At 65.1% G+C, this 15,136-nt stretch carries 16 protein-coding genes; 10 read left to right on the forward strand and 6 right to left on the reverse strand.

Annotated features, from left to right (window positions below):
* Nucleotides 1–9: 9 nt before the first annotated feature.
* From BN984_RS01285 to BN984_RS01295, 3 genes are all read right to left on the reverse strand, one after another.
* The gene (locus tag BN984_RS01285) at nt 10–477 is read right to left on the reverse strand and encodes a cupin domain-containing protein (RefSeq protein WP_049967458.1); all 468 of its coding nucleotides are present in this window, start codon (nt 475–477) and stop codon (nt 10–12) included.
* A gap of 70 nt (nt 478–547) precedes the next feature.
* Entirely contained in the window at nt 548–2,068 is a 1,521-nt protein-coding gene (locus BN984_RS01290) for a methyl-accepting chemotaxis protein (RefSeq protein ID WP_049967459.1), read from the reverse strand.
* Nucleotides 2,065–2,346, reverse strand: coding sequence for a hypothetical protein (locus tag BN984_RS01295; protein ID WP_008096314.1), 282 nt, complete (start codon nt 2,344–2,346; stop codon nt 2,065–2,067). The genes BN984_RS01290 and BN984_RS01295 overlap by 4 nt, the downstream gene beginning before the upstream one ends.
* 186 nt (nt 2,347–2,532) lie before the next feature.
* Between BN984_RS01295 and tgtA the strand changes: the two genes are divergently transcribed.
* The 3 genes from tgtA to BN984_RS01310 all read left to right on the forward strand — a co-directional run bounded on the left by tgtA (nt 2,533) and on the right by BN984_RS01310 (nt 4,841).
* Entirely contained in the window at nt 2,533–4,107 is a 1,575-nt protein-coding gene (tgtA, locus tag BN984_RS01300) for a tRNA guanosine(15) transglycosylase TgtA (RefSeq protein WP_008096312.1), read from the forward strand.
* A 73-nt stretch (nt 4,108–4,180) separates the two neighbouring features.
* On the forward strand, nt 4,181–4,456 hold the full coding sequence (locus BN984_RS01305) for a winged helix-turn-helix domain-containing protein (protein ID WP_004041883.1): 276 nt from the start codon (nt 4,181–4,183) through the stop codon (nt 4,454–4,456).
* 79 nt (nt 4,457–4,535) lie between these two features.
* Entirely contained in the window at nt 4,536–4,841 is a 306-nt protein-coding gene (locus BN984_RS01310; RefSeq protein WP_042662634.1) for a hypothetical protein, read from the forward strand.
* Between the two features lie 49 nt (nt 4,842–4,890).
* On the opposite strand, the gene epsC is transcribed toward BN984_RS01310, so the two are convergent.
* Nucleotides 4,891–5,754: a serine O-acetyltransferase EpsC gene (gene epsC, locus BN984_RS01315; RefSeq protein WP_008096310.1), complete on the reverse strand. Its 864-nt coding sequence runs from the start codon at nt 5,752–5,754 to the stop codon at nt 4,891–4,893.
* Between the two features lie 276 nt (nt 5,755–6,030).
* Here epsC and BN984_RS01320 point away from each other — a divergent pair, with 276 nt between their 5' ends.
* Complete coding sequence (locus tag BN984_RS01320) at nt 6,031–8,010, forward strand: DUF7282 domain-containing protein (RefSeq protein WP_008096307.1); 1,980 nt, start codon at nt 6,031–6,033, stop codon at nt 8,008–8,010.
* A 133-nt stretch (nt 8,011–8,143) separates the two neighbouring features.
* Here the strand turns inward: BN984_RS01320 and BN984_RS01325 are convergent, their stop codons facing one another.
* Nucleotides 8,144–8,605 carry a pyridoxamine 5'-phosphate oxidase family protein gene (locus BN984_RS01325; RefSeq protein ID WP_049967460.1) on the reverse strand — a complete coding sequence of 154 codons (462 nt, stop codon included), beginning with the start codon at nt 8,603–8,605 and terminating at the stop codon, nt 8,144–8,146.
* A gap of 133 nt (nt 8,606–8,738) precedes the next feature.
* On the opposite strand from BN984_RS01325, the gene BN984_RS01330 reads away from it, so the two are divergent.
* From BN984_RS01330 to BN984_RS01355, 6 genes are all read left to right on the forward strand, one after another.
* Entirely contained in the window at nt 8,739–9,098 is a 360-nt protein-coding gene (locus BN984_RS01330; protein ID WP_049967461.1) for a hypothetical protein, read from the forward strand.
* Nucleotides 9,099–9,222: 124 nt separating this feature from the next.
* On the forward strand, nt 9,223–10,980 hold the full coding sequence (gene arcS / locus BN984_RS01335) for an archaeosine synthase (protein WP_049967462.1): 1,758 nt from the start codon (nt 9,223–9,225) through the stop codon (nt 10,978–10,980).
* A 223-nt stretch (nt 10,981–11,203) separates the two neighbouring features.
* Complete coding sequence (locus BN984_RS01340; RefSeq protein WP_008096297.1) at nt 11,204–11,473, forward strand: hypothetical protein; 270 nt, start codon at nt 11,204–11,206, stop codon at nt 11,471–11,473.
* Between the two features lie 98 nt (nt 11,474–11,571).
* The gene (locus BN984_RS01345) at nt 11,572–11,880 is read left to right on the forward strand and encodes a hypothetical protein (protein WP_004976186.1); all 309 of its coding nucleotides are present in this window, start codon (nt 11,572–11,574) and stop codon (nt 11,878–11,880) included.
* A gap of 184 nt (nt 11,881–12,064) precedes the next feature.
* Nucleotides 12,065–12,454 (forward strand): hypothetical protein, encoded by a 390-nt coding sequence (locus BN984_RS01350; RefSeq protein WP_049967463.1) that lies wholly within the window; start codon nt 12,065–12,067, stop codon nt 12,452–12,454.
* Nucleotides 12,455–13,051: 597 nt separating this feature from the next.
* The gene (locus BN984_RS01355; protein WP_008096293.1) at nt 13,052–13,954 is read left to right on the forward strand and encodes a DUF7504 family protein; all 903 of its coding nucleotides are present in this window, start codon (nt 13,052–13,054) and stop codon (nt 13,952–13,954) included.
* 15 nt (nt 13,955–13,969) lie between these two features.
* Here the strand turns inward: BN984_RS01355 and BN984_RS01360 are convergent, their stop codons facing one another.
* A complete protein-coding gene (locus BN984_RS01360) occupies nt 13,970–15,097 on the reverse strand; it encodes a hypothetical protein (protein ID WP_049967464.1) in 1,128 nt (375 codons plus the stop codon).
* Nucleotides 15,098–15,136: the final 39 nt, after the last annotated feature.

Raw genomic sequence — 15,136 nt, forward strand, 5'->3', positions numbered from 1 at the left:
GCCGCCGACTCAGTCGTCGCCGTCGAACTCGCGGTCGTAGAACGCCGAGACCGTTCGCTCCCCCGAATCCCCCGGCGGCGCGCCCACGTAGACGCCGACTTTGTCGATGTCCGGGTGTATCGTCACGTCGGGGTCGTTCATGGTCGAAATCGCCAGATACCGGAGGGGCTCGTCGCCGTCGTTGACGACGCAGTGCGCCCCTGACTCGTCGGTCGGACAGGGGACGTAGTCGCCCTCGCAGAGGGCGTGGACCTCACCGCCGAGGCGGACCTGCCCGCGCCCGGAGAGGACGTACAGCGCCTCCTCGTTCGCGGCGTGGTAGTGGTACGACCACGGCTGTGTGCCGGGCGGGAGTTCGTAGAGGCTACAGCCGAGGTCGTCGCTTCCGGCGGCCGCACCCAGCCGCTTCTGTTTGAACGTGCCTTCGACGCCGTCGCGGACCGTCCAGTCGAGGTCGGACTCGTTGACCGGTTCCATATCGGGCGTTCGGTGAGTCGGCGGAAACACGTTCGTTGGGGTCGCTCGCCGCGCGGTCGCCGGGCGTCGGTCAGTTCGGGCGGTCGTCGCCGCGCCCGTCGGCCCGCATCGCTCGGTTGGGGGTCGAGGCCGCGGGCGTCGCCGTCTCGCGGCCCGGTGCGCCGCCCGCCGCGCGTCCGGACTCGAACTGCGAGACGAGCGACTTGAGCTGTTGTGCGCGCTCCGAGAGCGACGAGGACGACGCCGCAATCTGCTGGGTCGCGGCCGTCTGTTCTTCGGCCGCGGCGGAGACGTTCTGGGCCTCGGAGGCCGTCCGGTCGCTGAGATTCGTTATCTCGTCCATCATCGTGACGACCTCTTGGGTCGACTGCGCCTGCTCGTCGGTGGCGCTGCTGATGGACTGGATGGAGTCGTTGCTGTCTTCGATTTTGTGGACGATTTCTTCGAGCACCTCGACCGTCTCACCGACGGTCTCGCGGCTCGCTTCGACCTCGTCTTGGGTCTCGAAGGTGTCTTCGGCGACGTTCTCGGTCGATTTCTCGATGTCGCGGATGAGCGAATCGACCTCCTGGGTCGCCTCGGCGGTCTCCTCCGCGAGCGTCTTCACCTCGCTGGCGACGACGGCGAACCCCTCACCGGCGTCGCCCGCGCCCGCCGCCTCGATGGAGGCGTTGAGCGCGAGGATGCTCGTCTTCTCCGCGATGTCGTCGATGAGGTCGACGACTTCGCTGATCTGCGTGACCGACTGCTGGAGGTCCTCGACCTCGCTGACGGTCTCGGTCGACCGCGACTCCAGTTGCTCCATCTTCTCGATGGTCGAACTGGCGGCCTCCTGGCTCTCTTTAGCGCGCCCGACGGTCTGTTGGGACTGCCGCGCGATTTCCTCGGAGGAGGAGGCGATTTCCTCGATGGTCGCAGAGAGGTTGCTCAGTTCGGACTCCGCGGCGTTGAGGTTCCGATGCTGCGTCTCGTTGCCCGCCGAAATCTCCTCGATACTGTTCGCCACGTCCGTGCTCGTCGTCTTCACGGCGTCTGCGCTCGCGGTGACTTCGGAGCTCTCGTCGTCGACCTGCTCGGCGAACGTCTGTATCTGGACGATGACAGAGTCGATGGCCTCCAGCATTTCGTTGAACCCGCGGCCGATGCGACGCATCGCGTCGTTCTGGCTCTCGGCGTCGACGCGGACGGTGAGGTCGCCGTCGGCGGCCGTCTGCATCGCGTCACCGTAGTTCTCTGCCTGCCGTTCGAGGTCCGTCGTGAGCGCGTCGAGTTCGCGCCGCCGTTCTTCGGCGCTGTCGACGAGCTCCTTCATGTCCGCGACGATGGCGAGCGTCGCCGTGCCGCCGATGGCGAAGACGGCGACCGTGGCGGTCATGAGCGGCGAACTCGCGAGGTCGAACACCTCGGGATAGATGCCGACCTTTTCCAGCGTGAGGCTGGCCATCCACAGAATCGCCAGCACGGAAGCGAACGCGTACGTCAGCCAGAACGACGCTTCCGCGTCGGTGTCGCGGTAGTTGAGCCACGCCAGTACCGCCGCGCCGATGAACCCGAGGGTTCCGATAGCGTCGAAGAACGCGTCGATTATCACGAGCCCTCACCGCCTTTGATGACGTTTTTCCGGCGGATGTACGCGGCCGCGAAGAACGTCACGCCCGCGAGACCGATGCCGACCGCGTGCTCGACGAAGTTGAGCACCGACCCGAGGAAGAGCGCCTCGACGTTCGTGGCCACGATGCCGATTACGAGCATGACGTACCCCGCGGCGAACAGCTTCGTCTCGTCTCTGTACTGCGTGATAACCGGTATCAGCCCGACGAGCGCGACGGCGAGCGCGGTTACTTCGAGTGGCGATAGGTTGGCTAACATCTGGTTTCCCAGTTCTGCTAATCTCTTTGTAAACTGTTCGCCCAAAAAATCACGTTTGATACCCTTGCTGTATATTTTCTAGAACATTTCAACGCATGCACCGATTTCCGGTCGTGCGTCTGTTTTTGCGCGCACGGCCGACCCGCGAACGCAACCCTTACCGCCGCGCTCGGGAAACGCCACTCCATGCGCGACCACTTCGAACTCCGCGACGGGGACCTCGCCGGCCGAATCGGCCGTCTGTCGGTCCCGCGTGCGGGGGTCACCGTCGAGACGCCGGCCCTCCTGCCGGTCGTCAACCCGAACATCGACACGATTTCGCCCGCGCGGTTGGAGTCCGAGTTCGGCGCGGACATCCTCATCACCAACTCCTACATCATCAAGACGAACGAGCACCTCCGCGAGGAGGCGCTCGACGTGGGCCTCCACGAGATGCTCGATTTCGACGGGGCCATCATGACCGATTCGGGGTCGTTCCAGCTCGCCGAGTACGGCGAAATCGACACGACGACCGAGGAGATTCTCCAGTTCCAACGCGACATCGGGACCGACATCGCCACGCCGGTCGACATCCCGACGCCGCCGGATGCCGACCGCGAGCAGGCCGAAGCCGACCTCGAAATCACGAAGCGAGCCCTCGCCGACGCCGAGGCGGCCGACACGGGTGAGATGCTCGTCAACGCCCCCGTTCAGGGGTCGACCTATCCGGACCTCCGCGAGGAAGCCGGCCGTCACGCCGACGCGACCGACCTCGACGTGTTCCCCGTGGGCGCGGTCGTACCGATGATGAACGCCTACCGCTACGACGACATGGTCGACGCCGTCGCGGCCGCCAAGCGCGGCCTCGGCGTCGACGCCCCGGTCCACCTGTTCGGCGCGGGCCACCCGATGATGCTCGCGCTCGCCGTCGCGCTCGGTTGCGACCTCTTCGACTCCGCCGCCTACGCACTCTACGCCCGCGACGGCCGGTATCTCACGGTCCGCGGGACCGAACACCTCGAAGACCTCGAATATCTCCCGTGTACCTGCCCCATCTGTACCGAGTACTCGCCCGACGACCTGCGCGCCGCGGGGTCGAAAGAACAGGAGCAACTGCTCGCCGAACACAACCTCCACGTCACGTTCGCCGAACTCCGCCGCATCAAGCAGGCCATCCGCGACGGCGACCTGATGGAACTCGTCGAGGAGCGCGCCCGCTCGCACCCGGCGATGCTCGACGGCTACCGCGCCCTCCTCGACCACGTCGACCAACTCGAACGCGAGGACCCCGCTTCGAAGGGCGCGTTCTTCTACGCCTCCAACGAGAGCGCCCACCGGCCCGAGGTCGCACGCCACCACGCCCGGATGGACCGCCTGACCGCCGAGGGCCACGTCCTCCTCACCGAGGGCGGCACCCCCTCCGGCGACGACTTCGACGCGACGTGGCGGGTCGTTCCGCCGTTCGGCCCGTTCCCGCGGTCGCTCTCCGAGACGTACCCGCTCACCGCCGAGGTCCCCGAGCGACTCGACCGCGACGCCTACGAGCAGGCCGCCCGCGGCGTCTCGCGGCTGGTCGAGGAGAACCCCGACGCGACGTTCACGCTGGCGCACGACGACTGGCCCGAGTCGGCGCTCGCCCGCGTCCCCGAGTCGGTCGAGCTGGAGTCGCTTTCGACGGTCTCCGAGCGGTTGGGCGACGAGGCGTCGTCCGAGGGAGACGACGAGGGTGACGCCGGCGACGAGCGCGACGAGGGCGACTCGGACGGACTGTCAGACGAGTAGCGCCGATCCGGTCGGTCGCGTCGGCGTCTGTCGGTCGATGCTCTTAGGTTCACCCGACGTATCAACGAATACGATGGAGGCTGTCCTCTGGTACGTGCTCACGGGAACCCGCGGCGGCGAAAACCGTGTGCGTATTCTCAAGACCGTAGAGGAGCAGCCGCGAAACGCCAACCAACTGGCCGAGACGCTCGACCTCGACTACAAGACCGTCCGGCACCACCTCGACGTGCTCATGGACAACGACGTGGTCCAGCGAAGCGGCGACGACTACGGCGCGGTCTACCTCCCGTCGCCGCGGTGTCGCGCCAACTGGGAGACCGTCGAGACAATCGTCGAGCGGATGGACTGAGCATGCGAGTCACAGACGCGGTGATTATGGAAAGATTTGGGAAAGCGTATATCAGGATGACGGGGAAAGGAGAGAACGAATGAGTATCTGGGTGGACGTCGCGACGGTCTCCTCGGGCGTCAACGTCGTCGTGCTTCTCGCACTATCGGCGGTGTGGGCCCGAAACTACCTGACCTTCAGGTCCAAACACGCCGTCGGACTCCTCGTGTTCGGGGTGTTCCTCCTCGCCGAGAACGCGCTGGCGTTCTACATGTACATCCTCGACCCGACGCTCTCGGGGTGGTTCAGCACCGACGTGCCCGTCATCGCCTGGCGGCTGATGATGCTGTTGCACGTCTTCGAGACGTTCGGCCTCGTGTTCCTCGCGTGGATCACGTTCGACTGAAAACACGATTTTCCCCGCTCCCGTCCGGTTTTGACGCACCTTCGCCCGCTCAGTCGCGGTGTTTCCGCTCGTGGGTCGGGTGTTCGGAGATGAAGACGCTCGTGTGGTCCGGCACGTCCTCCGTGACCCACGAGTTCGCGCCGATGCTCACGTGGTCGCCGACGGAGACCGCGCCGAGCACCTTGGTCCCCGCGCCGATGACGACGCTATCGCCGATGTCCGGGTGGCGCTTGTATCCCTTCTTGAGCGAGTGCTCGTCGTCTTCGTCCTCCTCGAAGTGGAGCGCGCCGAGGGTCACGTCCTGATAGATGCGCGCCCACTCGCCGATGGTCGTCGTCTCGCCGATGACGACGCCGGTGCCGTGGTCGATGAAGAAGTAGTCGCCGATGGTCGCGCCGGGGTGGATGTCGATTCCCGACTCCATTTTCGCGTACTCGGCGAGTTCGCGGGCGTATTCGGGCGCGCCGGCCTCGTAGAAAGCGTTGGCGACGCGGTGGACGATAATCGCCTGCACGCCGGGGTACGACCGGATGATTTCGATGTAGCTGCGCGCGGCCGGGTCGCCTTTGTAGGCCGCCTCGACGTCTTTCTTCAGCGTCTCGCGGATGTCGGGGAGCCGCCTGACCACCTCGTCCACGACGGGTGCGGGGTCCTCGTCGGCGTAGGGGTCGATACCGGAGTGACAGAGCGCGGCGAAGTTGGCGACCGCGTCGCGGAGGAGTTCCTCGTCGCCGACCCACGGCCCCGCGTTCCAACAGCGCGGGAACAGGAGTCGCTTGATGAGGTCAACGTCCTCTCGCAGGTGATTCCGCCGCGGGAACGAAAGCGACGTGTCCGTGGGGAAGGGGTCGTCGTCGGCGTGGTAGGACGCCGCGAGCCCGAGGTGCGCGTCGCCCGAGTAGGTGTAGGACATCCGATAGCGATAGTTGGTGGACGAGCGGTATTTAACCCCGTCTCATCGGGCCCGATTCGCCGCCTTCGAGTCGCGGATTGTGTGTTCGAACTGGCGCTCGGCAGCCGGCGTGTTCGCTCTGTCGAACCGGCGTGAGCCAACCGCCCGATAAGGCTTCTGGCCGGCGAAATCGGGCGACTGGGGGCACATCGGGGAGAGATTTGGGTGACAGTTCGGAAAATCTTCTTTTAAATATTCGTCCCCCTCTGAGACATGCGACGCACACTCGCAGTGTTGATGACACTCGTCGTGGTCGTCGGGGGCATCCCGGCGGCCGCAGCGGCACAACAGGAGACCGCGTCCGTCTCCTTCGAGAACCAAGCAACGGGCGGCACGACCGTGACGGTCGACTCCGTCACGCTCCCCGACGGCGGCTTCGTGACGATTCACGACGCCTCCGTCACGGACGGCAACGTCCTCGGGAGCGTCGTCGGCTCGTCGATGTACCTCGACGCCGGCACCCACGAGAACGTGACCGTCCACCTCGACGAACCGGTCGGCGAGTCCGGCACGTTCGTCGCCATGCCCCACATGGACTCCGACGGCGACCGCGTCTACTCGTTCGTCGCGGCTAACGGCGAGGCCGACGGCCCGTACACGGCTGACGGGAGCGCCGTCGTCGACACCGCGATGGTCAACGCGAGCGCGACCGTCTCGATGTCCGACCAGCCCACGACCGGCGACTCGGTCGTGGTCGACCGCGTCGAACTCTCGCAGGGCGGCTTCGTGACGATTCACGACGCGTCCGTCACCGAGGGTGCGGTGTTCGAGAGCATCCGCGGCACCTCCGCGTACCTGCCCGCCGGCGTCCACGAGAACGTCCGCGTCGAGCTGGACGCGCCCGTGACCGAGAACACGACGCTCGTCCCGATGGCGCACATGGACACCGACGGCGACGAGATGTACACGTTCCCCGAGTCGGAAGGCGAGACTGACGGCCCGTACACGGCTGACGGGAGCGCCGTCGTCGACACCGCGATGGCCATGCCCTCCGACACCGCGAGCGTGAACTACACCGCGAAGGCCACCGGCGGCTACTCCGTCGTCGTCGATTCGGCGTACCTGCCCGACGGCGGCTTCGTGACGATTCACGACGGCACCGTCACCGACGGACAGGTCTTCGAGAGCATCCGCGGCACCTCGATGTACCTCGAACCCGGCCTGCACCACGACGTGCGGGTCACCCTCGACTCGCCGCTGAACGAGACGACCACCGTCGTCCCGATGGCCCACATGGACACTGACGGCGACGAGACCTACACCTTCCCCGAGTCGGAAGGCGAGGCGGACGGTCCGTACACGGCTGACGGGAGCGCCGTCGTCGACAGCGGCAACGCGACCGTCTCCGCCAGCGTCGACTACACGATGAAGTCCTCGGACGGTGCGACCGTCGTGGTCGACCGCGTCGAACTCTCGCAGGGCGGCTTCGTGACGATTCACGACCCGTCGCTGTCGGGCGGCGCGGTGTTCGATAGCGTTGTCGGCACCTCGATGTACCTGCCCGCCGGCGTCCACGAGGACGTCGAAGTCACCCTCGACGAGCCGATTCGCTCCTCGCAGGTGCTCACCCCCATGGCACACATGGACACCAACGACAACGAGGCCTACGACTTCGTGACCAGCGAGGGCGAGTCCGACGGCCCCTTCACGGCTGACGGCGGCGCGGTCGTCGCCAGCGCCCACACCTCGGTCAACGCGGTCGTGACCGCGATGGACCAGTCCGGCGACGGCACGACCGTCACCGTCGAGTCCGTCACGCTCCACGACGGCGGCTTCGTGACGGTCCACGACGCGACGGTCACCGAGGGCCAGGTCTTCGAGAGCGTCCGCGGCACCTCCGCGTACCTCGAACCCGGCACCCACGAGAACGTCGAAATCACCCTCGACACGCCGCTCGAGGAGTCCGGCACCGTCGTCCCGATGGCGCACATGGACACCAACGGCAACGAGGCCTACGACTTCGTGACCGGTGAGGGCGAAAACGACGGGCCCTACGTGGCCGCCGGCGGCGCGGTCGTCACGACCGCCGACTACACGGTCGAAGGCACGATGACCGAGACGCCGACCGAGACGATGACCGACGAACCCACGACCGAGATGACCGACGAGTCGATGGAGACGACGAGCGAGTCCTCCACCGACGCGCCCGGCTTCGGCCTCGTCGTGGCCCTCGTCGCGCTCGTCGCGGCGGCGCTCGTCGCCGCCCGGCGTCGGTAATCCCGCTGACGACGCACCGGCCCCCAACTACACAGAGGCACCCTTTTTCGTACGCCGCGCGGGCCACAAGCCACCCCCGCGCGGCACGCGCCCCGCTTTGGGGTTATTTCGCGCTGTCGAGCGTGAGCACCGACTATTCCGACGAACGCATTCGCGCCGCGTAGTCCCACGTGTGCACCCGCTCGGGTCGGATCCGAATCATCACCTCGTCGCGCTCGGGCGAGAGCAACCGCTCTGCCAGTTCCGAGTCGGTGCCGCCGAGATACCGGACGATGAGTCGCCGCAGGACCGTCTTCTCCGCGTCGGGCTCGACGGTCGCGGTTCCCCGGCCGCGGACGCCCCGGTACGGCGGGTCGTTCGTCGAGATTTCGAACGCCACGTCGTCGTGGGCGTGGAGGAACCGCACCACGTCGGCGTCGGCCGCGGTGGCACACCGGAGTTCGGTCGCCTCGGCGTCCCACTCGTACCACAGCGAGAGCATCCAGAGGTCGTCCGTCGGGGTGCGACACGAGAGCCGAATCGGGACGGTCGCGTCGGCGAGGAAGTCGTCGACGCGGTCGCGCGACCACGGACCGGTGGGGTCGGAGGCGTTCATAGTGGTCGTTCGGGCGGGGCAGGCTAAATTCGGTAGGCTCGGTGGAAGTAGAGCGGCCGAAGCGGTGCGACTCGGTTGCCGGCGCGTTCGCCGTGCCACCAGACATACGAGTGTCTGGACACAAGTACACGTGATGACGGACACAGACCTCGGTACGGCGGTAATCGTCTACGACGACCCCGACGAGGGAACCGTCGAGAAACGCGTCGAAAACGAGAACATCGCCTACTTTCAGGACCACTGGATCGTCAAACTCGACGAGGACGCCGGCGGCAACGACGTCGTCCGCCGGATTCCGATTCAGCGAGTCCACTACGTCGAGCGCTCCGTCGAGGAGTTCGAAACGGAGGTCAAGACGCTCCGAAACCAGGTCGAGTCGTTCGCGAAGAACCTGCAGTCGTCGCTACTGGGCGGTACTGACGACGCCGACGCCGACGCGCGAACGGAAGAACCCCAGAGCATCGAAGTCGAAGACGGTCGGTCGAGCGAGTAACCCGGTTCCGGTTCGTTGCCGCGTTCTTCGCGCGGTGTGCCTCCGGCGAGAGCCCGCAGTCACCCCCTGTCTCGGCGCGCCCGCAGAAGACAAGTTAATTGCCTATCGGGGGCCGAAAGCGGGTATGACCGACTACTTCGAGGTTCACGCCCGCGACGGCGCCGCCCGAATCGGGGAGTTGCGGCTCTCCGACTCGGTGACGACGCCGGCGGTCGTGGACGACGCGCTCGCGGACGCTGGCAGCCTCTGGGCGGCCGAGCGCGAGTTCCCCGACGGCTCCGACGACGTGCTGACCGTGCTCCCCCACCGCTCGCTTCCCGCGGGGAGCGCCGACGAGGTCCGCGAGTCCTTTTCGGTGGACTACCCCGACGTGGACTTCCCCTCGGCCGCCGTCGTCACCGCCGACACGGCCGCCGACTACGGCGCTGACGCCTACATTCTCTCCGACGCGCAGGGCTTCGTCGGCCACGCGCGCGCCTTCCGCGACAACGTCATCGAGGCGAAGGAGAACCTGCCAGCCGACACGGCGCTCATGCTCTCGGGCGTCGCCACGCCCCGGAACGTCTCGCTTCTCGTCTACGCGGGCGTCGACCTCGTCGACGAGAAACTCGCCCGCGCCCGCGGTCTCGAAGGGTTCTACCTCACGAGCGACGGCGAGTACTTCCTCGAAGACCTCGACGAATTCCCCTGTGCCTGCGAGGCCTGCCGCAAACCAGCCTCCGAGTTCACCCGCGCCGACGCGGCCGACCACAACGCCAACGCCCTGCGCGCCGAACTCGCGCGGGTCCGCCGCCGCGTGCGCGACGGTCGGCTCCGGGACTACGTGGAGGGGCAGGCCCGCCACGACCAGTGGCTGACCGCCCTGTTCCGACGGTTCGACCAGCAGTACAACTTCATGGAACAGCGGGTTCCCGTCATCCGCGACTCGGAGCTCACCGCGGCCTCCGAGGAGTCCATCGACCGCGTGGAGATTCAGCGGTTCGCCGACCGCGTGACGAAGCGCTATCGGAATCGCTTCGACAACCCGCTCGTGCTCCTGCCGTGTTCGGCGAAGAAACCCTATAGCGAGTCCCAGAGCCACCGGCAGTTCCAGGAGGCCGTCCAGTACCGCGCGCACATGGTGTCGATGACCTCGCCCATCGGCGTCGTCCCGCAAGAACTCGAACTCACCTACCCCGCCCAGCACTACGACTCGGTCGTCACGGGCGACTGGTCGGAAGACGAGAAGTCGTTCGTCGCCGAGGTGCTCCGGCGCTATCTGGAGCGCAACGACTACCCGCGAATCATCGCCCACGTCCCGCCGGGAGCGTACACGGAAATCGTCGAGCGCGTCGCGGACGACCTGAACCTCGACGTGGAGTTCACCGTCTCGGAACACCCGACGACCACGGAGTCCATCGGGAACCTCATGCGGACGCTCGACGGCGCGCCCAAGTTCACCCGCGAGGAGCGCGAGCACAACGTCGTGAAAGCTCTCGCAGACTACCAACTCGGCCCGGGCGCGGGCGACGCGCTCTTCTCCGACGTGGAGTTGGAGATGACGAGCCGCTACCCCAAACTGCAGGTGTGGAACGACGAGGGCGAGCAGCTGGCAACGATGGTCCCGCAGTACGGCGTGCTCTCCTTTACGCTCGAAGGTGCGAAGGTGTGGCGCGACAGCGACGCGCCGACGAAGACGGTCGAAATCGACGGGTTCGTCCCGCACGGGTCGGTCCTCGCGCCGGGCGTCGTCGACGCCGACGAGGACATCCGGCCGGGCGACGAGGTTATCGTCGAGGGACCGAAGGCGTTCGCCATCGGCCGCGCCGAGATGGGCGGCCGCGAACTGGTCGAGTCCACGCGCGGTATCGGCGTCGAGATTCGACACGTCGAAGAGCGGTGACGCGAACGCGGGGCGGGTGACGCGTCCCCGACTCGCCTCGGAAATCGCAGGACATCTCGTCGCCACCGACCGAAGTTACTTAACTTTGATATACTTATCGACGTCGTTAATCGGCTCCGAAACGCCAGTAAATGGTACGTATAGTGGGTTTCCTATCGAATCCGAAACGTCGGAATTATCACGTCGCTATAACTTTAAATAGTATCACGTCCCAACGTGGGCCATGATGGCAGAACGATACGAGGGGGAGCGGTTGGAGTTCGACGAACTCCCCGACGACGGGACGGTAGACTGGACAATTACCCAGGCGCTGTTGGCGGCGAGTGACTCCACGTCGCGGGCCTTGGAATCACACTTGTTGCAGGCGCAGTACCACGATGACGCCGGAGCCGACACGGCGGCGACGGCGCGGCATATCGACGACGCAATCGACCGCCACACGCGGATTATCGAGGACTTGCGCCTCGCACGCGACGCGCTCGACCATCGGTAAGACCCGAAATCGCCGCCCTGTCGCCCCTCGCCGCGCGAACCCGACCGCACGACCTCCCGATAAGCTGTTTATTTAACAGCGGCTGCGAACAACCATGTATGAAGTTGGCCGTCCCAACTGACTTCGATATCCTCGAGGCACTCTCGGACAGGAGGCGGAACACCGCCGTGAATCTCTCGTATATCCTCGATAAGAACCGTTCGTACATCAACACGCGACTGCCGATTTTAGCGGACTACGACCTGTTGGCGCGAGTCGGGCCCGCGCCGAACTCCGGGTTGTACGAAATCACAGACAAGGGGCTGGTCGTCATCGACAACCGCGACCAGTACCGGACAGACGGCGTCGACTTCGACGCCCTCGTCGAGTCCGAACTCAGGGCGCGGACCGACGAGACGAACGCGTAACAGAGCAACGCGCCGCAACCGGAGGTCGGGACGGCCTTCGGAGGCACCCCGGCGCGCTGTTCTCGGTGACGAGTGGCGACGCTGTTCGACACCGCCATCCCGACGGCGTCGTAGTGTCGGAGTACGTCCGCGCCGTGCTGCGACCGTCGCCGCCTTTTTGCCGCCTTGCCGCCCAGTTCGAGGTATGGATATCGAACCACTCTCGCTCGGCGTTCCGAAGCCCATCATCGACTCGCTTCCGGAGGCCGACGGCACGGCGGCACAGGACATGCAACGCGCCGTCGAGGGACTCGAAACCCGACTGAACCGGGCCATCGACGGCGCGGAGACGGAAGCGGAGGCCGCCGGCTACGTGGTCGACGCTCTCGAACGCCTCGAAGGCCACTATGAACGCTACGACGAGTTCATCCCCGAACTCCGCGCGTGGGGGCAATCGCCCATCTACGCCATCGCGTGGCGGAACCTCCAAGCGGACCTCATCCTCCAAATCGAGGAGTACGACTGGCTGAAGCCGCATATCGACCGGGAACGAAACCTCCGACTGGTCGAAGACGGCATCAGATTTGGCAAATAGCTAATACAGTACATTTTCTGACTAGATTGGTCGACTCTCCCGCCCGAGTCGCGTTTTACCTAACAATAGTGTTGCTAAATATAGACACATCTACTACGCAGTTGTGCGACCCCACGTCGCGCCCAGAACAGAATCTACGGCGTGACAACCCCTACGAACTAGACAAAAACTGTCCAATCAGGTTCTCATTCGAATCTATCGAGAAGAAACCCACGCATCTGTACTCATTTGGATTATCGCGTATTCTGTATCCTTGTCCACCGATTCTGTGAACCGATTCCAGAAGCCCCCAATATTGTTTAAATGTAGCAATACTAATGCCTCGGGTTCTACCATAAATTCGAACAGACGAAACATCCACTTCGATATCAATTCTCCTTACCATACGAAATTTGTTAGTTCACCTGTTTTCCCCCGAGACGGGATATAATGCGATGCTGTCTTTCGCCGGCAAAGCCCCATACATTAAGTGAACCCCCTACGAGTTCAAAACAGTGAAACACGTTGGGAACAGAGCACGTTCTCGCTCTCGTTCCCGCTCAGTCGCCACCGCTTCACGAACTCCCTCGCAACCCATGCTCACACCCATCGGCCACTATGGCAGACCGTGACGATGCGGAGTCGGGAGACTCCGACACCGAGATACAGGACTCGCCGTCGTTATCTGACCTTGCGGACCGCGTGGAAGACGGGACGCCGACCTCGGATAAATCGGGTGACACCGTTTCGCCGGCGGGAGAGGACGGGCCGACGACCGACCGGACGCCATCGGCGCTCTCCGAACTGGCGGAATCGATTCGGCGGAAGCAGGGTTCGTCGGCGTCGCTACCGGACGACGAGGCGTCCGAGTGGGACCTCATCGACGACCGCTCGGACACGCCGTTCGACGAGGCGAACTTCGACGAGAAGGCGGAGGCGGTGTTCGACCTCGTGTCCGAGCAGTCCAACATCCTCATCGTCGGCCCGGCGGAGACCGCAGCGGAGTACAGCCTCTGTACGCAGCTCATGACCGGTGATTCGGGGGCCGCAAACCAGCTTCTCGTGTCCATCGAGACGACGCCCGAAGAGCAGCTCAACATCCTCAACAACTATCGCGTTGGGAGCGTCGAAAACCAGACGCTCATCAGCGTCCAGTCGTACGACGCCTCCGGGACAATCGACGCCGCCGACCTGCCGATAACTATCAAGACCGTCACGAAGGCGACGGACCTCCGTCGCATCGGACTCCTCATCACGAAATCGCTGAACGAGTGGGGCGAGTCGTCGGTCCAATCGACGCTCTGTGTGCACTCGCTTTCGAACCTCATCACCGCGGTGAACAACAACCAGCGCCTCTTCCGGTTCCTCCACATCCTCACGAATCGCATCTCCTCGGCGGGCGCACGCGCCCATTACCACGTCGACCCGGCGCGACACGACGACCAGACGCTCCGGACCTTCAAATCCCTGTTCGACGCGGCGATAGAGTTCGAGGCCGACGGGTCGCTATCGCTCGGCTGAGGCGGGCGTCGCGCCTCACCGGAAGTCGTCTTCGTTCCACTCGAACGTGCTCTCGTCGGCGTCTATCGCCGCGTCCGGGTCGATAGCCCCCGTCGCGTCCGACGTCTCGTCGGTCCCGGTCGTCCCGTCGTCGCCGGTCGATACCGACTCGAACGAGTCGATTATCTCGTTGACCGCCGCCCGACTCTGGCTCACCGTGTGGTCGGACGTTCCGGGCGCGTCGCGCTTCGGTTCGGACGTTTGGCCGCCGGAGTCCGCGGAGTCCGCGGGGTCCCGCGCGCCGTCGCGGTCGGGTCGAGCGGTCGTCTCCGACGCGCGCCGCGTGCCCCCGTCGCTACTCGCGACCGTCACGGTGTAGTCGGTGAGCACGAGCCACTTGGTCTCTTTTTCGACGCCGTGCAGCGGGCGCTGACAGTTCGGACACTCCGGGCTGGTGAGAAGCGCGAGGTCGATGCTCTCCCCGCAGTGTTCGCAGTCTCCCTCGTGGGTATCGGCCTCCTTTGCGGCCTGTTTCACCCGACGCAACTGCTCGCGTTCGGCCCGTATCTCGCGTATCTCGGCCCCGTACTGCGTCTCGATTTCCTTGAGTTTCGTCTCGACGCGGTCGTCGGTCTCGACGAGGTGTTCGAGAATCGTCTGGAGGTTGTCGAACTCGTCGTCGAACCGCGCGTCGAGCGTCTGATGTCGCTCACGGAGCGCCGATTCGACCTCGTCGAGTTCGGCCGATAGGTCTTCGACCTCGTCGAGTGCGTCTTCGACCTCGTCCAGTCGCGTCGTAAGCGTCTGAACCGACTGTTCGAGGCGCGCGCGCCGCTGTGCTTCCGTATCGACCTCCGATTGAAGTCCCTCGATGAGTTCGAGGACCTCGGCTAGTTCGTCGTCGCTCACGGGCTTGTTCGGTTCCGTATCATCTCTCGACGGCGAGCGCGTCGCGCTCTTCGCCTCGCTGGGTCTCTCGTCCGAGGCGTGGCTGTCGCGACCCAGAAGTTCCGTGATCTCGTTGAGCTGCCAGTGCGACGCGAGCAACTCCTGGCACAACTGGTCGCGCGACTTACCGGTCTCGCTCATTCGCTGGTCCAGCCAGGCTTCGAACGACGACGGAGTCTCGTTCGCTCGGTCGTTGTCGACGGGGTCGGAGACCATGTACTGTACTGCCTCGCAGAATCTATCGCTCGCTAGGAC

This window comes from Haloferax prahovense (assembly GCF_000723845.1).
Classification (GTDB): Archaea; Halobacteriota; Halobacteria; order Halobacteriales; family Haloferacaceae; genus Haloferax; species Haloferax prahovense.